Raw genomic sequence first — 22524 nt, forward strand, 5'->3', positions numbered from 1 at the left:
TTTATTTGTGTGGGTATTTCTGTGTTTATTCTCCCATAAAAACAAAAATAAAGCAACAAAAATCGAAATTTAGCTATCTCGCTGTGACAATATCTCTTTTTCATAGGTTTTAACAGGATCCAGCCATTGTTCCTGCACAGGTACCCCCATCTCTTGGCAATAATAATCCCAAATTGCCCCGAATGGATAGGTCTTAAATTCTTCGAATAAGGCTAATCGTTCAGTGAAGTTTCCTTCTTCTTGTAATTGTTTTAAATAATCATTTGGCATTAAAAGAGCATATAATAGAGCTTTTATCATATTTCGTGTCCCAATCGTCCAAGCTGCCACACGGTTAATGCTGGCATCAAAGAAATCTAGACCAATCATCACCTTATCCAGTGCGTCATTTCGGACAATTTCCAAACCAATTTCCCGCAATTCATCATCTAATATCACCACATGATCACTATCCCAGCGTACGGGCCGTGATACATGGAGCGCCAGCTTATCCTGGAATAATAGCAAGGAAGAAATTTTGTTCGATACCATTTCGGTCGGATGATAATGACCGGAGTCTAACAAACATAGAATATTATTTTTTAGGGCATACCCCATATAAAATTCGTGGGATCCGACAACGTATGCCTCTGATCCAATTCCAAATAATTTACTTTCCACGGCGTCCACGGATAACGAATCATCAATATCCTCAGCAAGGATTTCGTCAAGCGATTCCTTTAGTCGTTGACGTGGAGTGAGTCGATCACTTGGAATATCCTTATAGCCATCTGGCACCCAAATATTGTTTAAAGAAGTCTGACCTAACTCTTTGCCAAAGTATTCACTTATTTTACGAGATTGAATACAATGACGGATCCAGAATGCACGAATAGCTGGATCTGGGTGTGCTAAGGTTAAACCATCCGCTGCCTTAGGATGAGAAAAAAACGTAGGATTAAAATCCAGGCCAACCCGTTGCTGTTTGGCCCATTCTACCCAATTGGTGAAATGTTTTGGTTCCAAGGCATCGCGATCAACGATTTCTCCTTCTGTTTCCGCATAAATGGCATGAAGATTAATCTTATGCTGACCAGGAATCAATGCTAACGCCTGTTCCAAGTCATTCCTTAATTGCTCTGGATTCGTCGCCTTCCCTGGATAATCCCCAGTCACATCAATACCACCAGATAGTTCTTGCTGATCTACTTCAAATCCTCCGATGTCATCACCTTGCCAACAGTGAATGGAGATAGGAATTTGCTTCAACTTTTCTAAAGCATCCTCTACGGACACCCCCCATTTTTCATACTGCTGTTTAGCTGTTTCATAGTTTTGTTTGATACTCATTTTATCACGTCCCCCTTATATTGTTTCATTGGAAATGAATGACGCACTAGTTGTCTGGCATGCTCAAGCGAATCCATTTGTCCTGTTGCAATCATCTGGGCAGTGATATTACCAATTGCCGTTGCTTCTTCTAAGCCAGCGCACACCTTTCTGCCTGAGATGGATGCAAGTTTCTGATTCATATACTTATTTTTACTCCCCCCACCTATAATATAAATGGTTGGATAGTGCTTTCCTGTTAAGTGTTCCATTTGTTCGATAGTCATTTGATAGGAATGGACTAAACTATCAAAAATACATTTTGCCAATTCTCCAGCTGTACGGGGGATCGGTTGATCTGATTCCCTGCAATAACCTTGGATGGCAGTAATCATACTGGGTGGATGGAGAAAGCGACTATCATTAGCATCCACTGTTGCATTGAAATCAGCTTCCTGATAAGCAAACTCTACAAAATCACTATAGCTATAGTCTTGACTTAGTTCTTTTTTGACTTGCTGGATCATCCAGAGCCCCATGATGTTTTTTAGAAAACGTATTTTTCCTGCTGCACCGCCCTCATTGGTGAAATTAGCAGTCAGTGCCTCTTCCGTTGTGATCGGCTGATCGATTTGCACCCCCATCAACGACCATGTGCCGGAACTTATATAAATGACTTGATCATCCGGAACAGCAAGAACGGCAGAAGCCGTATCATGCGTGCCCGGCAACACGACACCCAATTCATAACCCAATTGTTGGGATATTTCACTTGTCACTGGTCCAAGCGATTGCATCGGATTCGTAATTTCTTGAAAAAAATGGGTTGGAATATGCAATTTTTGCAGTATTCCTTGATGCCAATCTTTTGTTTTGGCATCTAATAATTGCGTGGACGTAGCATTGGTGTATTCATTGACGATTCTGCCGGTCAATCGAAAATGCAGATAGTCTGGAACCATTAGAAAATAGGCGGCATGCTCCAGTTTGTTTGGGTTTTGATGATAGAAAGCATACAACTGATAGATGGTATTAAACGGCTGAAATTGAATACCTGTTTCACGGTACAATTCTGTCGATGGAATGATTTCACACACCTCTTCCATGATTCCCTCTGTGCGAGAATCACGATAGGCAACGGCGTCGGTTATTCGTTCTTTTTGTTCATCTAGCAAGACAAAATCGACTGCCCATGTGTCAATCCCTATCGTTGTCGGCTGCAAATCCTGTGACGGACAAGCTTTTAATCCGTTGATGATTTCATGAAAAAGCCCATCAATATCCCAGCACCAATGCCCATTCTGAAATTGCATATCATTAGCAAAGCGATGTACTTCCTGCAGCTTCAGTTGTTGCCCTTCTAAGAAACCAGCCATTAACCGCCCGCTTCCCGCTCCAATATCAACAGCAATGTGACATTTTTGCATTTTTTCACTCCTTTTTGTAAGCGATTTATATATTATTATAAAAGGGATAAATATAAAAAATAATAACGAAATTTATATTATTAATGTCTATTTTTGCGAAATGCATAGGTTAAGTAATACATGGAAATGCCTCGGGAAATATGATAGGCTTAGCATGCAGGAAGGAGATTGATATCATGTTAATAGGGATTGATCACGTTCAATTAGCGGCTCCGGAGAATAGCGAAGAAGCGGCTCGTACTTTTTTTGCGGATATATTGGGGATGGAAGAAATCGAAAAACCGGAAAATTTAAAAAAACGTGGTGGAGTTTGGTTTCAGTGCGGTGCCCAGCAGTTACATATTGGCATTCAGCAAGGATTTGCGCCTGCCACCAAAGCACATCCAGCCTTCGCCATAAAAGATATCCATCAATGGAAAGAAAAATTAACCAACAACGGTGTAGTCATCAAAGAAGATGAACCGCTTGAAGGAGCTGAAAGATTTTATGTCGATGATCCTTTCGGCAATCGATTGGAGTTTTTAGAACGTCTCTAATTCATAAGAATAGGATAAAGGGTGCAGACTAGACAGCGCTGTTGTGTTTCCCCTTTTTCTTTATTATGATGAGAAGAGCAGCTTAGGCCCTTTTAGCTGATTACGCTGTTTTTGCAACCGTATCATCATCAGTATATCAATCAGCAGGCTGACAGCCAATCCCACGGTAAGCATCATGTTCAACTCATGCAAAAACAACAACCAAAACACCGCAACTATTGTATATAGTGCAGATAAACCATAGCATACCAAACCAAACATTAACCAGAAAGATCGTTTGGTTAGATAACCAATGATAAACGATAAAATCAGGATAAAGACAGTAGCAGTGACGATAAGAAATAGATAGTTATCCGCACGCCAATAGAAAAAAACCTGTGATAAAAGACCAAGACACCATAAAACAGAAAAAAAGAGCACAAACTTGCTTCTTTCCACATCCCTCCCTCCTTGTAATCATCCTTATTTTTAGCAAGCGCTTTCTTATCCATGCTTCTAAAGCATAACATAGGGACCAGACGCTGTATAGGATCATTATATGATATGATAGATATAATCTAATGAAGGAGGAGTATGCCATGCAGAAAATAGTTTATCACCTTTGGTATGACAAAGAGGCAGAAGAAGCAGCAACGTTTTATACTTCTATTTTCCCGGAGTCAGATATCATGGAGACAAACATGATACAAGACACGCCGTCTGGTGATGTAGCAGAAGTCTCATTCAAGCTTTGGGGACAGGAATTTACGGCGATCAGTGCTGGGCCATATTTTAGCTTTAATCCCTCGATTTCCTTTATGGTAAACTTTGATCCAGCACGAGACAAACATGCCAAGGATAAGCTTGATGAGGTTTGGGACAAACTAGTGGATGGTGGCACGGTTTTAATGCCACTTGATACCTATCCATTTAGTGACCGTTATGGATGGATTCAGGATAAATATGGACTCAGTTGGCAGTTGATACTAACGAATCCCGAAGGTAAGGAGCGTCCTACCATCCTCCCCTCACTTATGTTTGTCGGGGACCATTGTGGAAAGGCAGAAGAAGCAGCTCAAATGTACTTGTCGGTGTTTAAAGATAGCCGTCATGGCTTACTCGCTCGCTATCCTGCCGGAATGGAGCCAGATCAAGAAGGATCTGTTATGTTCTCTGATTTCATGTTGGAAAATCAATGGTTTGCTGCCATGGATAGTGCCCAGGATCATTCTTTTTCCTTTAATGAAGCCATTTCATTCATGGTCTATTGCGATTCTCAAGAAGAACTGGATGATTATTGGACAAAATTGTCGGCAGTGCCGGAAGCAGAACAATGTGGCTGGTTAAAAGACCGCTACTCTGTCTCTTGGCAAATCGTTCCTCGCGAGCTTGAGGTATTAATGAAACAGGCAAGTCAAGAAAAGCGACACCAAATAAATCAAGCTATCTTGCAAATGAAAAAACTGGATATTCAAAAGATAAGAACGGTTTATAATAATCCGTCTCGCGCTTAGCTTTAGTTGATTGCAGAGAATATTAAATGGGGCAAGTTGGTTGATACATAAGTATGAACGGACTTGCCTTGAGTCAAATGTTTTAGCGTTTACTCTTGAGTTGCGTCCAAATAGCTTTGGTATAGGCAATCTCCATGCCCATTTTTTGCATATTTCGCATGCTAGTACTAGCAAACGCCGCTTGTCCGACAACCAAATCACAATGATTTTGCAAGGCTTGTGCCATTCGCCAATTGATCAATGCGGAGTGACATCCTCTCCCCCTATACTGTGGAAGCGTTGCTGCAGCTGCTAATATTGCCGCTTTCCCTTGTTGGTAATACACACCAACTCCGATTGGTGCGTCATCTTCTTTAGCGAGAAAAAAATGCCATCCAGGTTTTTTATACAATACTTGATTATTTACTGCGATACCCTCACTTAAACTGCTTGGTAAACCAAAGCCCTCAGCATAGATAGCACCAAACGTCATAAAGTCCTCCATATGCATTTCGGTAATCGTAAGTGCAGGATGCTGCCCAGCGATTGGTTGAGGTACACCATATAACACCGTATGAAAATCGCTGTGATAAAATCCTTTATCATGCAAGGTCTGAAACAAAGCAGGAGAAGTGTCCCCTGGCACAATCTCCAATCGACAAGGGATCTCCCTTTTATGATAAAAATCGATGATATCATCGATATACGGTTCTCCTCCAGCAGTGAGACCGATCACTTTATTAAAACTAGGTCCCGGAATGCCTTGGCAAGAGAATAAACTGGCCCCTCCCCGTTCCATTAACTCAATGCCTAATGGATTTCCTTCTAATTGTTTCAACGTATGTAAACGAGATGATAAGGCATTGCTTTCCGCGTTCTCTATTCTTTTTGTCAACGAGAGTGAAAGACCAGATAGCTGCATATTATTCCTCCATTTTTTTTGCTAAATTTCCTCTTTCCGTATTTGTTGTTTAAAAACCTTAGGGGTCTGATTAAATTTCTTCTTAAACAAACGATAGAAATAACTGATATTTTCATAGCCAACCTCTTCGGCAATTGCCTGGATCGACAAATCACTATACATTAACAAATTTTTGGCAACTAGTAATCGCTTTTCCTGAACCAAATCTTTAAAATTGGCATTGGTTAACGTCTTAATGCGCTTACTTGCCCAATAGCTAGATTGTTTATATTGAGCAGCCAGCATTTGCAGGCTAGCCGTCTTGTAATGGTTTTCAATATAACGAAACACCTCTGCTACAAAAGCGTGCTCTGCTGCTTGCGTTGCGTTTTGTTGTGATTGGTGCTGTTGTTCTGCTAATTCAAGTATCAATAACCCCATCAAAAATTTGATCTTCGACTTAGCTAAGATAGAATCATTCATCATCTCTATTAACAGCTGTTCCATTATCTCCTGGATACGAGCAGAACCGGAAACGGGATAGTACAAAAATTGGGCATATTGATCATAGTTAAACATACTATTCATCAAAAATTGGACCATCTGGTTTTGAATAAATCCGGAAGAAAAATTGGACAAAATATAATCAAAAAAGGCCGGATGAATAATAAAGTTAATCACAATATCTTCTCGGCCGCACGCAGCTAGTTCATGTTCAATATGTTGATTGAGCAGCAAGATATCTCCCTGTTTTAAATGGATTTTTTGATCAGCTACCTGTTGTCGAAATTGCCCACGAAAGACATAATTCATTTCAATAAAATCATGAGTGTGTTTAGGGAAATCGATAAAACGAGGGTGCTTACGGATCATGATCAGCTCGTCTTTTAGAAATTTATCACTTTGCACGACAAAGTCAGAGGTCATATCCGTATACATTTTCTTGTTGACCGCTTGATTTCCAGCTAAAATGGCTTGTTCTTCCGGTGTCTCTTGTGCTAGTTTCTCATACAGGACAGACTGCATAGGATCCCCTCCATTCAACAGGTTGATAAGTAAGGTTAGACGAAACCTTGTGCGCAATGGTTAGATGGATTATCTATAATCGACCATTGTTAAAAGAAACTCCTAAGATTAAAATTCCCATCATCCACCCTGATACTACCTGAAATGCCTTTTTCATCGTCCGAAATTCCCCTTTTATCATAGCCAGACTAACCCCCTAACCTTAAAGTAAGAGCCATCGGCACCCTGGGGTTCGTTCAAAGTTAATATCATTCGAGATTCTATTATACAGTAATATGTTTTCCTAAGATGATATTTTTTTACCTTATTCAGAAAAAACGGGCAAAATTTGTCCGGTGCTTTACCGACCACTCAAAGTAGCCACTGAACTGGCGATAAGATAGATTATGTTAAGTAGCCCACTTTCCTTAGTGGTGAGTTTGACCGGATTTTTTGTGCTAGGCGAGCGCTGCGGGAATATGCTGCGCTTTCCATGGGGACGGCTTCAGCTAACTAAAAAGAAAAGCACTTTTTAGTGGATCTTCAGCTCGTCCTGTTCCCATAGGAGTCTCCGCATATTCCCTCCGCTAGGTAAAAGTACAACAATGGTTGTTACTGCTAGAATGAAGGGTTCTAGGTACCTAGACAGTGTTGTAGCGAAAGGAGAAAATCGTCAGCTGATTCTTCGGTTGCGTAATGATCATGCTACAAATATAAAAGTCATAACGTAGGATCAAACCGTTCTCAGAAAAAGGTTATGCGGTTTGCTTATTGGCAGAAATATAGTGTCTGGAACACTTCATCTTCGCAACCATTCGATTGTAGTGCTACTACCCAGCGGAGGAAATAGGTGGAGACTCCTGCGAGAAAAGCGCAGTGTGAAGACCCCGCAGGAAGCGTTCTTTGCTGACGAGGAGGCTGAGCCAAGCTCGCGGAAAGCGGAACCTATTTCCGGAGCGCTGTCTAGCACTGACAAACAATCAACTTTACTACATGGAATAATGGAACTAGATACTTTACATCATACATCTTATCGGTATCACCATTCGTTCAAGATCAAAATCGGTCCACATCCTTTCATACTCAGAATTTTATACTTTCTTATCTTTCAAAAAAGGGCTTGAATAAGCCCTTTTTTGATTCATCATATTAACAGCTGGAATAATTGTTCATCTTTGTTAATCTCGATATAGGAGAAGCCGTTCTTCTCCATCCGTGACAGTAATAAATGATAGTCTGTGGCATGCTGTAGTTCAATTCCTACCAATACAGGCCCTTTATCACGATTATTCTTTTTGGTGTATTCAAAACGAGTGATATCATCACCTTCGCCTAATACTTCACTCATAAATTCGCGTAAAGCCCCAGCTCGTTGCGGGAAATTAACGATAAAATAATGCTTCAACCCTTCATAAATCATGGAACGCTCCTTAAACTCCTGCATACGATCAATATCATTATTTCCACCACTGACGATGCAGACAACGTTTTTTCCTTTGATTTCATCTTTATAATAATCCAATGCCGAGATAGGTAAAGCCCCGGCAGGTTCTGCGACAATCGCGTTTTCATTATAAATATCCAAGAGGGTTGTACAAAGCTTGCCCTCCGGTACTACAGCGATATCATCGATAATCTCTTTGGCGATATCAAATGAAATATTCCCAACCTGCTTCACACTGGCACCATCGACAAATTTATCGATCTTATCTAGCTTTACATTTTCCCCTTTTTCGATAGCGGCTTTCATCGATGAGGCTCCCTCTGGTTCTACTCCAATGATTTTAGTGTCTGGACTGATGCTATTTATGTAAGAACCAACACCAGAAATCAAACCTCCGCCACCGACTGCCATAAAAATATGAGAAATAGGTTCTTCCATGGTATCGAGAATTTCAAGACCTATCGTGCCTTGTCCAGTAATGGTCCTTGTATCATTAAAAGGATGAATGAAAGAAGCGCCGTGCTCTTCACAATATTCCATCGCTTGTTCAAAGGAATCATCGAAAGTGTCTCCGATTAGACGAATTTCAACATAGGATCCGCCAAAAAATTCGACGCGGTTCACCTTCTGTCTCGGTGTTGTACTTGGCATGAAAATAACACCTTTAACACCTAATGCTTTACATGAATAAGCGACTCCTTGTGCATGATTACCTGCACTGGCACAGACGACACCGTTTTGTAGTTCATCTTCTGTTAAGCCTTGCATTAAATTGTATGCCCCGCGGATTTTGAACGAACGCACCACTTGTAAGTCTTCACGTTTTAAATAGACATTACAATCATACTTATCGGATAAAATCGTATCACGCTGTAATGGCGTTTTTACTACCACATCTTTTAATACTTGATTGGCAATGATGATATCTCTTACTTGAATTGGATTGACTTTTGTACTCATTCTAAGACCCTTCCTACTTCTGTTTATTACTATTATACTAACATAAAGAAGACAAATAGAAAATATATTTTGCTTCTTACCTAATCTTTTTTGACTATTAGTGCATCATGGACAGCTGTTGTAGCGTGGATCACTGTCGTATCAAAGAGTGGCACTTCTATATCGCTTGACTGGATTAATAAGCCAATCTCTGTGCAACCTAAGATAACTCCCTCCGCTCCATTGTCGACTAGATCCTGAATCACCTGTTGAAAATACGCTTTCGATGATTGCTGTATTTGTCCCAGACATAATTCTTCGTAGATTATTTTATTAATCTGGATTCTTTCCTGTTCATTTGGTATCAACACACCAAGCTCGTTATCCTTCAAGTGTGATTTATAAAAGTCTTGTTCCATTGTATATTTTGTTCCTAGCAGTCCGATGGTTTGGACATCCGTTTGCTGAATATGTTTCACTGTAGCGTCGGCGATGTGAAGGATGGGGATCTGGATTGATTCCTGGATCATGTCCGCGACTTTATGCATCGTGTTGGTACAGATAACAATAAAGGACGCACCTGCACGTTCTAAAGCTGCAGCGGCTTCAGTAAGGATATTTCCAGCCTCTCGCCAATTTCCAGCAGTTTGATGTGTTTCAATCTCTGCAAAATCAACGCTGTATAAGATACAGGATGCGGAATGTAATCCACCTTGTCTTCGTTTCACTTCTTCATTGATTAAGCGATAATACTCTGCAGACGATTCCCAGCTCATTCCACCGATTAAACCAATTGTTTTCATCATTACTCTCCTCATATATTAGTAATCATATATCCATTATCCCATAATGAAATAATGATGTTTTTCTTTTTAATTGTGTAAAACCAAACTGAACAAACCGTTTACTCTGCCAATGGTCTTTCAAAACAACTCGTCTGCTTGCTACTCGTTTGGCCTCTTCTATCGTTAGCCCTGACAAGCTATTCGACAGCACGGTTCCTTGAAGTGCTTGGATATGGATCGATTCAGTAATGGTTTCGGTAAACATGGGATCAAAATAAACGACATCATAACTGTTGTCTGGAAGTGTCTGCAAATGCGATAAATGCTCAAGACCGATTACTTCTATGCGACGCATCGCCTCATTTAATATTGGGAAACCGGTATCTAGTGTAGATAGTCCTTCTTTTAGTAAGATAGACAACGAGGCGCTCCCCTCTAATCCGGTAACCTTACCAGCCTCTCCTACTACCAGACTCGCAATCGTGCTATCACACGCTAGGCCTAAGGTACAATCTAACAAGGACATTCCTGTCTTTAATCCCGTTGCGGAAATAAAGGTATCAGACTCCCCGTTGGCTATACGTTTTGCTCTGATCATTGCCAAACTGGGGTGAAAAAACACCTTTTCTGTTTGATGCAGGGGGGAAAGATACAGCTGATCACTCCCGACAACAAGCACATCCTGCTGATATTGTCTTTTCAAGGCAGTGATCGAATCCTTCTTGCGCGTTACATAATGGAGGTTATATTGGTTGGATAACTGCCGTGCTCGCTCCGTTAAACTGGCCTTCGTACGTCCTGCTGTTGTTATAATCATTGCCTCAGTTCCTCTTTATTATTTATCACGACTATTATACCTATCAGTCTGGTTGACATGATTTTTCACTTGATTAGCTTCCCCCTAAACACATAAGCCTCTTGGTACCCCTGCAATACCCCTATATGCTGATCTGGCTCTGTAAAAAAGGATTGGTTTATCCCACTAACGGCACCTTCTTGATCTACATAAGCCAGTACGGCAAATACTGCCTGTTCATTCCATGTTTCTTGCGGAAAGGTATTTTGTGAAATAAGATAATCCTCTCGTTCTCCCTCCCCCGTCAGTTCGAAGGTGACACTGCCACTGGAACCTTCGTCTATCATGGCCATCGCTCCAGTTGGCGTGTAGGCGAGTTCAGACATCGAAAACAAAATAGATCCCTCTCTGTTTTCAATATGACTAGATAATACATTCATTCTTTCTTCGACTAATTCCCCATTTTCATAGCGATCTACCCAAAGCTCGATCTCTTGATAGTCCTCGGTTAATTGATAATCAAACACCGAGACATTATCAGAAAGGGCATTGATAATCAACTGCTCCCGATTGGTTAACTGGCTGGGTTCGATGCTGTTTTGTTCATTATCGGTACACGCGATTAGGAAACAAAAAGTAATCATCGCTACCATCTTTTTTAACAATCGACTCCCCCCTGTTTTTCTCTAAATCATTCAAGTTGCATCGGGAAATAAGACAAAGACAGGTAATCCCTTGTCACCTGTCTTTGATCATGATGTTGGTCTATTAAAATACGTTCTGCAAATTCGGAACGACTTGTTTCTTGCGGGAAACGACACCTGGTAGTGGAGCTGTTTGATTATCTAATGTCACATCAAAGGCAGCTTCTACCTTGGCAAGTTCATCCCCTGCTGCAAGTATGACGGAATCATTATTCAAGATATCTGTAATAACAAAAGCAAACAAGGATAGTCCTTTATCGGCAATGGTTTTCTCAATAACCGGTTCAATTTCTTGGCGGAGTGCTAACACGTCATTTATTTCCACGGTATTCACTTGAGCGATTTCTACTTTTTGACCATTCATATCAAATTCCTTGGCATCCATGGTAATCAGTTCTTGCGCAGATTTATCACTAAGATCTGCACCTGCCTTAAGCATTTGGAGACCATAAGTTTCTGCGTCTACCCCGGCAATAACAGCTAGTTCTTTCGCAGCTGCTACATCTTGTTCCGTACAAGTAGGGGATTTGAATAATAAAGAATCAGATATGATGGCTGACAGCATTAAACCAGCAATATTCTGTTTCATTTCTACGCCGTGTTCTTTATATAGTTTGTTTAAAATCGTTGCCGTACAACCAACTGGCTCTGCACGATAATAAAGTGGATCTTTGGTTTCAAAGTTGGCGATACGATGGTGGTCAATAACTTCCAGCACTTGTACGCGATCAATATCATCAGCACTCTGCTGACTTTCATTATGATCCACCAAGATGACTTGATCTACTTCATCTGATACATTCTCTACCATACGTGGTGCTGCATGCTGGAACTGATCTAACGCGTATTGTGTCTCATTGTTAACCTCACCTAAACGAACAGCCTCTACATCTTCTCCCAAGGCCTGTTTCAACTCCGCATACGCAATAGCTGAACAGATGGTGTCCGTGTCCGGATTCTTGTGTCCAAAAATTAATGTGTTTGTCATCTCTCCATACTCCTTTTTTCACTTGTGTTTGCAACCTATCGTACATTATACAGGAACTGTTGGCAAAGAAAAATAGTTTATTTGATTTGTCCATTTCCATACAATAAATATTTATTAGAGGTTAATGCTTCTAAGCCCATTGGTCCACGCGCATGCAATTTCTGAGTACTAATACCAATCTCGGCACCAAATCCAAATTCGAATCCATCAGTAAAACGAGTCGAGGCATTATGATAGACGGCTGCGGCATCGACTTGATTCATAAAATCAACCACATGCTGCTCATTATCGGAAACAATCGATTCCGAGTGGGTAGTGCCGTATTGATTAATATGATCAATGGCTTCTTGAACTGATTCAACGGTTTTGATCGCCACAATGTAATCATTAAATTCTTCATAAAGGTCTTCTTCTGTAACTGGGTGGATATCTTCCCCATATTTTTGAGTGAAAGTATCACCGCGAATTTCTACATTCTTCTCTTGCAAGGCAGAAATTAACTTAGACAGGTGTTGTGCTGCCCAAATTCTATCTACTAATATGGTCTCCACCGCATTACAAACAGATGGACGTTGTGTTTTTGCATTAACAGCCACTTCAATAGCCATCTGCACCTCTGCAGATTCATCAATAAACAAATGACAATTTCCCGCTCCTGTTTCTAATACTGGTACCGAAGAATTGGCTACTACGGTGTCAATTAGATTTTTCCCACCTCTTGGGATTAGTACATCGAGATAGTCATTTAATTGAAACATGTCAGAGGCTGTTTGCCGGCTTGTATCTTCGATTAATTGTACCGCACCGTCTGGTAAACTCGATTGCTTTAAGGCGTCGTGGATAACCTTCACCAACGCCGTATTGGAACAAATGGCAGATGAGCTACCGCGTAACAGTACGGCATTCCCTGTTTTCAAACACAGGCTGGCTGCATCAATTGTTACATTTGGTCTCGCCTCATAAATCATGCCGACTACACCGATTGGCACACGTACTTTTTTTATAAGGAGACCATTTGGGCGTTCCCATTCCTCCATTACCTTACCAATTGGATCGGTTAATTCGGTTAACTGAACTAACGCATCAGCCATTTCTTCGATGCGTTGTGCATTTAAGACGAGTCTGTCGATCAAGGATTCACTTAACCCATTGTGACGACCATTATCGATATCACGCTGATTTTCTTGAACAATAAACTCTGTTTGTTTTCGTAATTCACTTGCCAAAATGAGCAATGCCTGATTTTTTTCCTTCGTTGTACTCGTCCCGAGGGCCGTTGTCGTACCCTTTATTAGTTGTGCCTTTTGTATTAAATCACTCATAGTAATACGCCTCCTTTATAGATAATACCAAGCGATCTCGATGAATCACTTCTGGCTTGCCTCGATCGGATTGCTTCATGGCTACCTTACTGGACTCTCCCTTGGCCTTGATTAGTTCTTGGGAAGAGTAGTTCACCTGCCCTTTAGCAATTACTTTGTCATCAAAAACGACATCAACGACATCGCCAGCCATAAAATCACCTTCTACCCATTTGATACCTGCAGGAAGTAAACTTCTGCCATCATGGATAACGGCTTCGCTGGCTCCCTTATCGATATGAAGCTTACCTGCCGGATTGGAATGGAAGGCAATCCACTGTTTTTGTTTACGATAGTTACTGGTTAAATCTTCGCCAATATACGTCCCGTCTCCCCGGTTTTCCATAATGTTTAGTAACTTATTTTTCCCTGATCCTGTTCCGACAAATACCTTCACACCAAGGGAAAGGGCCGTTTTTGCTGCCAGTAGTTTTGACTTCATCCCCCCTGTGCCAAACTTCGATCCGGAATCGGTGTTGGTTTGCTGGACAATATGCTCCGATAAACGATTCAAACGGTCATAGCGTTTAGCGGAGGGATCTGTGTTCGGATTCTTATCGTATAATCCGTTAATATCTGTAAGAATAATCAAAAAATCGGCGTGTACCAGTCCACTGACCAAAGCAGAGAGCATATCATTATCCCCAAAGGTTAGTTCATCAATAGCTACCGTATCATTTTCATTAATAATAGGAATAACATCACGTTTTAATAATTCGGTTAGCGTAGAAAAAACATTGCTGTACTGCATCTCATTACGGAAGACATCCTTGGTTAAGAGCAGCTGGGAAGTAACCATATTATATTTCCTAAATTCGTCAGTATAAGCTTGAATTAACAAGCCCTGCCCTACAGCAGCTGCTGCTTGTCTGCCAGCTACTGTGACAGGTCTTGTCGGATAACCCAAGTCAAAGAAACCAGCGGACACCGCGCCGGAAGAGATCAGAATGACCTCGACATTTTGTTTTTTTAGTGCAGCAATAGCTGACGTATGTTCCTGCAGTTTTAATAAGTCTAAACCACCATTTTTGTTGGTTAACGAACTACTGCCAATTTTCACCACAATTCGTTGCTTTGCCATCTCATTCACGCCTTTTATTATGGATGCTAAAAGCCCTCCTCATCCTTGATTATAAGGACGAAAAGGGCTAATTCCGCGGTACCACCTTGTATTGATCATCATGTGACGATCCTCTTAAGCTCGCTAACGCCGAGTAACGGTTAAGTTTACGCTTAACAGTTCATAGAGCAGGTTCATTGATCTAGCGGGCGATGGAACCTTTCAGCCGGTGGATTCCATTCTCTGCATGCCATAGCATCAACTAATGACTCTAATCATTACTTTTGGATATAGTTTCTATCATTATAGCCAATTTCGCACGATATCTCAAGCATTATTTTTCTTAAACAAAGCTGACGGACGTGGTCCAGTTGAATACGTCTTTTTCCGTGCCATATTGGATACCGGTAAGTGTATCATATAATCGTTTCGAGATTTCACCGATTTCGCCATTATTAATAACCATTTTCTCATTTCCCCAAGCTAATTCGCCTACAGGAGAAATAACGGCAGCCGTACCGGAACCGAAAGCCTCTTCTAGCTCTCCTTTTTGATAATAATCATAGATTTCTTCCATCGTGATACGGCGCTCTATAATGGGAAGCTCCCAGTACTTTAACAATTCAATAACGGAATCTCGTGTGACCCCTGCGAGGATACTACCGTTTAGCTCTGGTGTAATAATCTCGCCATTAATTTTAAAGAATACGTTCATGCTACCTACTTCTTCGATGTATTTCTTTTCAACACTGTCTAGCCAGAGTACTTGTTCATAGCCTTCTGCAGAAACAACTTCTTGCGCTTTCAAACTGGCGGCATAGTTTCCGGCCGTTTTTGCTTCCCCGGTCCCGCCTTTCACTGTACGTGCATAACGACTCTCCACTGCAATCTTAACCGGGTTGATACCTGATTCATAATAGGCACCAACAGGAGAAAGAATCACGATAAACTGGTAAGTAGCCGATGGCGATACACCCAAATATGGTTCTGTTGAAATAATAAAGGGACGAATATACAAAGATGTACCCGGTGCGCTTGGTACCCAGTCTTGATCAATATGTACCAAGTGTTTAATGGCATTGATGCCAAATTCTTCGTCGATTTCAGGGATGCACATTCTTTCGTTGGAATGGTTTAAACGCGCCATGTTTTTATCTGGACGGAACAACTTGATTTGACCTCTATCTGTTTTGTAAGCTTTTAAACCTTCGAAAACAGTTTGACCATAATGAAAAATGATCGATGCAGGATCCAAGACAATTGGCTGATACGGTACAATGCGCGGGTTGTGCCAGCCTTCCTGTGGTGAGTAGTCTTGGATAAACATGTGATCGGTGAAGTATTTTCCAAAAGAAAGCTGATCATCTTGAGGTTTTACCTTTGGATTTTCGTTTTTGATATAGGTGATGGTATACTCTGACATAAAAAAGACTCCTTATTTAAAAATTCTACATATCCTCTATTTTATTACTAAATGAGCAGTTATGACAACTATTTATTCTCGAAAAGCTGATAAATAACGCAAACCATCTTATCGGAGATAGTCAGAATGGTAGTTTTGATTTGATGTTTCCTTCAACGATTAAAAACCCATCCCCCACGGTTTGTTTGGCGGGAGATGGGTAGAGTCCTTACATATTAGCGACAGATGGAAGTGTTGTTTGCCCCATTAAAAATTCGTCGACATGGCAAGCAACTTCTCTGCCCTCATTAATTGCCCAGACAATTAAGCTCTGTCCGCGACGAACGTCACCGGCAGCAAAAACATGTTCTACATTTGTACGGAAGTCACCATACATTGCGTTTACCTTATGGTTAGTTGTTTGCACATCAAAGGCATCTAAAACGGGTTGTTCCGCACCCTGAAAACCAATGGCGATCAAGACTAGTTGTGCAGGCCATACTTTTTCCGTGCCTGGCAATTCTTCAAAGACAAAGATGCCGTTTTCATCACGAGTTTTTTTCATGTCTATGGTGTGCAATTCTTTCAATTTGCCATTTTCATCCGTGACAAACTTCGTCGTTTGAATGGAATACTGACGAATATCCTCTCCAAATGCTGCCTTTGCCTCCTTATGGGCATACTCTAGGCTAAAGACTTGTGGATAGGCCGGCCATTGATTCTCTTCTGCTCGTTTGATTGGGAGCTGAGGATGTTTACCGAATTGAACAATGCTTTTGGCACCTTGTCGCAGTGCCGTTGCGATACAATCCGCACCAGTGTCTCCACCGCCAATCACAATCACGTCTTTTCCTTCTGCATTTAATTCTTGCTCTAATTTTACTTGATCATCCAATAATTTCTCTGTAGACCTTGTGAGATAGTCCATCGCAAAACGTACTCCTTCTGCCTCGCGTCCTTCCAACGGTAAATCACGGTGTTGTTGAGCACCTGTACACAGAATAACAGAATCATAGTCTTGTTTAATGGTATTTGCAGAAATATCTTTACCGACTTCCGTATTTAAAACGAAGTCAATTCCCTCTTGTTTCAATAAATGGATGCGGCGTTCCACTACGTCTTTATCTAACTTCATATTAGGAATACCATAAGTTAATAATCCTCCAGCACGATCTGCACGCTCAAACACTGTTACCGAGTGACCTGCCTGATTTAATTGATCAGCTGCCGCTAAACCAGCTGGCCCTGATCCAATAATGGCTACCTTTTTACCTGTACGATGTGATGGGATTCGAGGTTCTATCCAACCTTCTTCAAACCCTTTATCGATGATTTTCTGTTCGATATTTTTGATCGTTACCGCTGGATCATTAATCGCTACGGTACAAGAACCTTCACAAGGTGCAGGGCAAACTCTTCCTGTGAATTCAGGAAAATTGTTTGTTTTCATTAAACGATCGAGTGCCTCTTTCCACTTTCCTTTATAAACCAGATCATTCCATTCAGGGATCAAGTTATAGATAGGGCAGCCTGATGTGGCACCTGCTATATCTGTTCCGATGTGGCAAAATGGCGTGCCACAATCCATACAACGTGCTCCTTGTGTCTTAGCTACCTCATCAGAGAAAGGAGCGGAGTATTCTTTCCAGTCATGAATTCTTTCTAAAGGATCACGTTCATTAGCTGTTTGACGTTCGTAATCCATAAACCCTGTTGCTTTTCCCATTTTCCCTCTCCTTTCTATTTGGTTAGTACCTCTTCTGGGTCTTGTGCTACGGTTATGGTTCCATTTTTCTTTGCCATAAAAGCTTGATAACGAGCCTCTTCTTCTGATAAACCTTGAGCTATCAAGGCATCAATTTGCGCTAACATCTGCTTATATGCGGTTGGAATAACCTTGACAAAGCGTTTTGCCTCGTCTTCCCAATTATTTAATAGCACAGCAGCCTTCTCACTATTGGTATATTCGTGATGATTGATAACCATTTCTTTTACATGTTCGATTTCTTGCGTATTCGTTAATGACTCAAATTGAATCAGCTCATCATTGCATAGTGCCTTGAATTGTTCCAGGTCACTTGGCAGAACATAGGCAATTCCTCCAGACATACCAGCGGCAAAATTTTTACCGACATTACCTAGAATGACGACACTTCCTCCTGTCATATATTCACAGCCATGATCTCCAACACCTTCTACAACGAGTTTTGCACCACTGTTTCTCACAGCGAAACGTTCTCCAGCATACCCTTGGATGTAACCTTCTCCACTGGTTGCCCCATAGAAAGATACATTTCCGGCAATCACATTATAGCTAGGGTTAATCGTAGATAGTTCTGACGCACGCACAATGATTTTCCCACCTGATAAGCCTTTACCAACATAATCATTGGCATCGCCAGTGACAGTCATTGTCATCCCAGATGGGATAAATGCTCCGAAGCTTTGACCGGCAGAACCCCTAAAATGCAGATTGATCGTGTCTTCTGGCAGCCCTTTTTCACCATGCTTCTTGGAAATCTCGCTGCCTACAATCGTACCAACCACTCGATTGGTATTTTGAATGGGATAAGATGCCTCTAAAGCCTCACCGGTCTCAATCGCACGTTTTACTGCCGGAAGAATATGTGCTAAGTCCAAGGATTCCTCCAGACGGTGATCTTGTTTGGTGCTATTTCTGCGATGACCTTTTGGCTGGTACAGTAACGTTGCCAAATCTAAATATTTGGCTTTCCAATGCTGTCCTGCCCGTTCTGACACTTCTAATACGTCGGTGCGCCCGATCATTTCATCGATCGTTCGGAAACCTAATTCAGCCATGATTTCACGAACTTCTTCCGCAATAAATTGCATATAATTGATCACATGCTGTGGGTCACCACTAAACTTTTTACGCAATTCTGGGTTTTGCGTGGCCACTCCGACAGGACAAGTATCTTTATGACATACTCGCATCATGACACAACCAACTACGACAAGCGGAGCTGTGGCAAAACCATATTCTTCAGCACCCAGTAAGGCCGCCATTACAACATCCTTACCTGTCAATAATTTTCCATCTGTTTCTAAAATGACACGATCTCGCAAGTCATTTAACATTAACGTTTGGTGCGCCTCTGCTAGACCCAGCTCCCACGGCAAGCCTGCATGTTTGATACTGGTCTTTGGCGAAGCACCGGTACCGCCGTCATAGCCAACGACAGAAATAACATCGGCATTACCTTTTGCCACACCTGCTGCAATTGTACCTACACCCGATTTGGCTACCAGCTTCACACTGACACGAGCATCTCGATTGGCATTCTTTAAATCATGAATCAATTGAGCCAAATCCTCAATCGAATAAATATCATGATGGGGCGGCGGCGAAATCAAATCGACACCAGGAGTAGAACCACGCACATCGGCAATCCATGGATAGACCTTATCGGATGGCAGCTGACCTCCTTCACCAGGTTTTGCCCCTTGTGCCATTTTGATTTGAAGTTCTTTGGCGTGGACCAAATAATGACTCTTGGCACCAAAACGTCCGGAAGCAACCTGTTTGATCGCACTGGAACGCAAATCGCCATTAGCATCCTTTGTAAAACGACCTGGCTCTTCGCCACCTTCTCCACTGTTGCTTTTACCACCTAAGCGATTCATGGCAATAGCTAACGTTTCATGTGCTTCTTTACTAATCGAGCCATAGGACATCGCTCCTGTCTTGAAACGTTTTACAATGGATTCTACTGATTCCACTTCCTCAATCGAGATGGACGTAGCTGGTTTAAAGTCCAGTAAATTTCGTAAAAAGCCAATTCGTTCTTTGTTTGCGGCCTTGGAAAATTTCTTAAATAAGCTGTAATCTCCACGTCTGCAAGCCCATTGCAGAGTATAGATCGTTGTTGGATTAAAGGCATGATGCTCTCCTGTTTTACGCCATTGAAAATCGCTCCCGGCATCAAGGGACGCAATGATTGCCTCTTGATAGCCTGTCTGATGATGCATTTCTACTTCGCGCTGGATAACATCTAAGCCAATACCATCAATCTGAGAAGCTGTTCCTGTGAAATAATCTGCTATCACCTGTTTACTAATCCCAACTGCTTCAAAAATTTGTGCCCCACGATAACTTTGAACCGTAGAAATGCCGATTTTCGACATAATCTTGACGATGCCTTCTGTTGCTATATCAATAAATTTCGTTTGTATGGTTTGAATATCCGTTGCTAAACGATCTTGTAGAATCGCTTCATAATAGGTTTGATACACCAGGTAAGGATGAATAGCATCCACACCAAAACCTAAAAGGGCCGCAAAATGATGTACTTCTCTTGATTCTCCAGTCTGAGCGATAATGCTCACTTTTGTACGGATTCCTTCACGAACTAAATATTGATGTAAACCGCTCACGGCTAATAAGGCTGGGATTGGTTTGTGATTTGCATCCAAGTTTTGATCACTTAATACAATAATATTTTTTCCTGCTTGAATCGCTATTTTTGCTTGAGTAAACACTCGTTTCAGTGCTGATTCCATATCATTAGTAAATAATGTATCAATTACTTGTGCGTCTAAACCGTCCATTTGATTGGTAGTAATTTTATGCAGTTGGTTATTGGACAAGATCGGTGAATCTAACCGAATACGCCTCACCTGCTGTTCAGATGGATGAAGCACATTACCCTCGCTTCCTAGCCAGGTTAGCATGGAAGTAACCAATTGTTCTCGATAGGCATCAATCGGCGGGTTGGTGACTTGTGCGAATAACTGTTTAAAATAATTAAATAAGCTTTGCGGGCGTTCTGATAAGACAGCTAATGGCATATCATTCCCCATTGCACCAATAGGATCTTTTCCATTTTCGATTAAAGGCAGTAAATATTTTTCGATATCCTCCGTCGTATAATGAAAAGCTTTCTGTTTTACAAGTAATTGTGGATCAAGTTGAACATCATTCTTTGCTGCTACGTCAAGCTTAATCGCTTGTTTAGCTAACCATTCGTTATACGGGAAAGCCTCTGCTACCTCGCGTTTGATTTCTTGGTCTGAGATAATTCTGCCTTCTTCCATATCTAATAACAGCATCTTGCCTGGACTTAAACGTTCTTTCAATAATATATTTTCTTCCTCGTAATCAATCACACCAACCTCTGAGGAATAAATAATATAATCATCTTTGGTGACATAGTATCGAGCAGGGCGTAAACCATTACGATCTAGAATAGCACCAATCTGTTTCCCATTAGTAAAAGTGATCGAAGTTGGGCCATCCCACGGCTCCATCATCATACTGTGATATTGATAAAAAGCACGTTTTTTTGCATCCATATGTTCATTTTTATCCCATGGTTCTGGAATTAACATCATCGCTGCATGAGCGGGTGTTCTGCCAGCAAGTGTTAGAAATTCTAATGCATTATCTAAAGTAGCAGAGTCACTTCCGCCACCATTAATGATAGGGAGAATCTTATTTAAATCATCTCCAAATGCATCCGAGACAAATTGTTGTTCTCTTGCCCTCATCCAATTGATGTTACCTCTTAAGGTGTTAATTTCACCATTATGAATCAAATAACGATTCGGATGAGCTCGTTCCCAAGAAGGAAACGTGTTCGTGCTAAAACGTGAGTGTACAAGTGAAAACGCTGATACGAAATCCTTGTCTTGCAGATCCAAATAAAAAGAATCTACTTGCTCCGGTGTTAATAAACCTTTATACACAATGGTACGATTGGAAAAACTTGCTGCATAAAAACGAATCGATTGTTCCTTCGTCCAGCTTTCTACTTGTTTTCGAATAATATACAATTTACGCTCGAAAGCTAGCTCTTCCATTTGATCACCTGCTGCAATAAACACCTGTTTCACCACTGGTAGGGTTTCAATCGCTCCTTTACCAATGTGAGATGGATCAACGGGTACGTCACGCCACCCTATTAATGATTGTTCTTCTTGATCGATTAATTGATTTATTTTTTCAATCGTTTTCTCTCTTTTCATCTCATTTTGAGATAAGAAAAGCATACCAACTCCATATTGGCCGACAGCTGGTAGTTGAAAGTCTTTACATTCTCTTCTAAAATAAGAATCAGGGATTTGCACCATAAGGCCGGAGCCATCTCCTGTAAGCGGATCACTGCCTTGACCGCCTCGATGCTCCAATTTGCATAACATGTTTAATCCCTTTCTTACAATATCGTGTGTTTGTTTACCTTTTATATGTGCGTACATACCGATGCCGCACGCATCATGCTCAAATTCGGGATGATAAAGTCCTTGGGCATTTGGTAAATCATAATGTGTCATCTAAGTCGCCCCCATTTCAAATACTTTGTTTATTCCATTCCATAAAGCGTGATTTGTCGAGGTGTTGATGACCGTTATCTCCCACTCCGACTACTAGTATGGGAT

17 protein-coding genes are annotated in these 22524 nt (G+C 41.2%); 2 read left to right on the forward strand and 15 right to left on the reverse strand.

Features of this window, described 5'->3' with window-relative positions:
- Positions 1-69 precede the first annotated feature (69 nt).
- Entirely contained in the window at positions 70-1329 is a 1260-nt protein-coding gene (rhaA, locus tag E0E32_RS13400; protein ID WP_130859954.1) for an L-rhamnose isomerase, read from the reverse strand.
- Positions 1326-2735, reverse strand: a complete 1410-nt coding sequence (rhaB, locus tag E0E32_RS13405) for a rhamnulokinase (protein WP_130859955.1) — start codon at positions 2733-2735, stop codon at positions 1326-1328. The genes rhaA and rhaB overlap by 4 nt, the downstream gene beginning before the upstream one ends.
- A gap of 176 nt (positions 2736-2911) precedes the next feature.
- Here rhaB and E0E32_RS13410 point away from each other — a divergent pair, with 176 nt between their 5' ends.
- Positions 2912-3271 (forward strand): VOC family protein, encoded by a 360-nt coding sequence (locus tag E0E32_RS13410; RefSeq protein WP_066193539.1) that lies wholly within the window; start codon positions 2912-2914, stop codon positions 3269-3271.
- Between the two features lie 63 nt (positions 3272-3334).
- Here the strand turns inward: E0E32_RS13410 and E0E32_RS13415 are convergent, their stop codons facing one another.
- Positions 3335-3709, reverse strand: a complete 375-nt coding sequence (locus E0E32_RS13415; RefSeq protein WP_130859956.1) for a hypothetical protein — start codon at positions 3707-3709, stop codon at positions 3335-3337.
- A 140-nt stretch (positions 3710-3849) separates the two neighbouring features.
- Between E0E32_RS13415 and E0E32_RS13420 the strand changes: the two genes are divergently transcribed.
- Positions 3850-4764, forward strand: a complete 915-nt coding sequence (locus tag E0E32_RS13420; protein ID WP_165445034.1) for a VOC family protein — start codon at positions 3850-3852, stop codon at positions 4762-4764.
- Positions 4765-4846: 82 nt separating this feature from the next.
- Here E0E32_RS13420 and E0E32_RS13425 read toward each other — a convergent pair whose 3' ends face one another.
- The 12 genes from E0E32_RS13425 to gltB all read right to left on the reverse strand — a co-directional run bounded on the left by E0E32_RS13425 (position 4847) and on the right by gltB (position 22419).
- On the reverse strand, positions 4847-5665 hold the full coding sequence (locus E0E32_RS13425) for a GNAT family N-acetyltransferase (RefSeq protein ID WP_130859958.1): 819 nt from the start codon (positions 5663-5665) through the stop codon (positions 4847-4849).
- A gap of 21 nt (positions 5666-5686) precedes the next feature.
- Positions 5687-6670 (reverse strand): AraC family transcriptional regulator, encoded by a 984-nt coding sequence (locus tag E0E32_RS13430; protein WP_130859959.1) that lies wholly within the window; start codon positions 6668-6670, stop codon positions 5687-5689.
- A gap of 1123 nt (positions 6671-7793) precedes the next feature.
- On the reverse strand, positions 7794-9053 hold the full coding sequence (gene ilvA, locus E0E32_RS13435) for a threonine ammonia-lyase IlvA (RefSeq protein ID WP_066193552.1): 1260 nt from the start codon (positions 9051-9053) through the stop codon (positions 7794-7796).
- 80 nt (positions 9054-9133) lie between these two features.
- Positions 9134-9835: an aspartate/glutamate racemase family protein gene (locus tag E0E32_RS13440; RefSeq protein ID WP_066193554.1), complete on the reverse strand. Its 702-nt coding sequence runs from the start codon at positions 9833-9835 to the stop codon at positions 9134-9136.
- A 25-nt stretch (positions 9836-9860) separates the two neighbouring features.
- Positions 9861-10634, reverse strand: coding sequence for a class I SAM-dependent methyltransferase (locus E0E32_RS13445; protein WP_130859960.1), 774 nt, complete (start codon positions 10632-10634; stop codon positions 9861-9863).
- 65 nt (positions 10635-10699) lie between these two features.
- Positions 10700-11278 (reverse strand): YgaN family protein, encoded by a 579-nt coding sequence (locus tag E0E32_RS13450; protein ID WP_066193558.1) that lies wholly within the window; start codon positions 11276-11278, stop codon positions 10700-10702.
- A 103-nt stretch (positions 11279-11381) separates the two neighbouring features.
- On the reverse strand, positions 11382-12305 hold the full coding sequence (locus tag E0E32_RS13455; RefSeq protein WP_066193560.1) for a manganese-dependent inorganic pyrophosphatase: 924 nt from the start codon (positions 12303-12305) through the stop codon (positions 11382-11384).
- A 77-nt stretch (positions 12306-12382) separates the two neighbouring features.
- Entirely contained in the window at positions 12383-13627 is a 1245-nt protein-coding gene (locus tag E0E32_RS13460; protein WP_130859961.1) for a glutamate-5-semialdehyde dehydrogenase, read from the reverse strand.
- Positions 13620-14747, reverse strand: a complete 1128-nt coding sequence (gene proB / locus E0E32_RS13465) for a glutamate 5-kinase (protein ID WP_066193563.1) — start codon at positions 14745-14747, stop codon at positions 13620-13622. Before proB ends, E0E32_RS13460 begins: the two co-directional genes overlap by 8 nt.
- 322 nt (positions 14748-15069) lie before the next feature.
- Positions 15070-16149 (reverse strand): branched-chain amino acid aminotransferase, encoded by a 1080-nt coding sequence (locus E0E32_RS13470; RefSeq protein WP_066193565.1) that lies wholly within the window; start codon positions 16147-16149, stop codon positions 15070-15072.
- A gap of 208 nt (positions 16150-16357) precedes the next feature.
- Positions 16358-17854 (reverse strand): glutamate synthase subunit beta, encoded by a 1497-nt coding sequence (locus tag E0E32_RS13475; RefSeq protein WP_066193567.1) that lies wholly within the window; start codon positions 17852-17854, stop codon positions 16358-16360.
- A 14-nt stretch (positions 17855-17868) separates the two neighbouring features.
- Positions 17869-22419: a glutamate synthase large subunit gene (gene gltB, locus E0E32_RS13480; RefSeq protein ID WP_130859962.1), complete on the reverse strand. Its 4551-nt coding sequence runs from the start codon at positions 22417-22419 to the stop codon at positions 17869-17871.
- Positions 22420-22524: the final 105 nt, after the last annotated feature.

This window comes from Gracilibacillus phocaeensis, from assembly GCF_900626275.1.
Lineage (GTDB): Bacteria > Bacillota > Bacilli > Bacillales > Amphibacillaceae > Gracilibacillus > Gracilibacillus timonensis.

Coding starts and splice junctions, on each gene's coding strand:
- E0E32_RS13410 (WP_066193539.1), top strand. CDS start 2,912: ATGTTAATAGGGATTGATCACGTTCAATTAGCGGCTCCGGAGAATAGC.
- E0E32_RS13455 (WP_066193560.1), bottom strand. CDS start 12,305: ATGACAAACACATTAATTTTTGGACACAAGAATCCGGACACGGACACC.
- E0E32_RS13420 (WP_165445034.1), top strand. CDS start 3,850: ATGCAGAAAATAGTTTATCACCTTTGGTATGACAAAGAGGCAGAAGAA.
- proB (WP_066193563.1), bottom strand. CDS start 14,747: ATGGCAAAGCAACGAATTGTGGTGAAAATTGGCAGTAGTTCGTTAACC.
- gltB (WP_130859962.1), bottom strand. CDS start 22,419: ATGACACATTATGATTTACCAAATGCCCAAGGACTTTATCATCCCGAA.
- ilvA (WP_066193552.1), bottom strand. CDS start 9,053: ATGAGTACAAAAGTCAATCCAATTCAAGTAAGAGATATCATCATTGCC.
- E0E32_RS13445 (WP_130859960.1), bottom strand. CDS start 10,634: ATGATTATAACAACAGCAGGACGTACGAAGGCCAGTTTAACGGAGCGA.
- E0E32_RS13425 (WP_130859958.1), bottom strand. CDS start 5,665: ATGCAGCTATCTGGTCTTTCACTCTCGTTGACAAAAAGAATAGAGAAC.
- E0E32_RS13475 (WP_066193567.1), bottom strand. CDS start 17,854: ATGGGAAAAGCAACAGGGTTTATGGATTACGAACGTCAAACAGCTAAT.
- E0E32_RS13440 (WP_066193554.1), bottom strand. CDS start 9,835: ATGAAAACAATTGGTTTAATCGGTGGAATGAGCTGGGAATCGTCTGCA.
- E0E32_RS13460 (WP_130859961.1), bottom strand. CDS start 13,627: ATGAGTGATTTAATACAAAAGGCACAACTAATAAAGGGTACGACAACG.
- rhaB (WP_130859955.1), bottom strand. CDS start 2,735: ATGCAAAAATGTCACATTGCTGTTGATATTGGAGCGGGAAGCGGGCGG.
- E0E32_RS13430 (WP_130859959.1), bottom strand. CDS start 6,670: ATGCAGTCTGTCCTGTATGAGAAACTAGCACAAGAGACACCGGAAGAA.
- rhaA (WP_130859954.1), bottom strand. CDS start 1,329: ATGAGTATCAAACAAAACTATGAAACAGCTAAACAGCAGTATGAAAAA.
- E0E32_RS13470 (WP_066193565.1), bottom strand. CDS start 16,149: ATGTCAGAGTATACCATCACCTATATCAAAAACGAAAATCCAAAGGTA.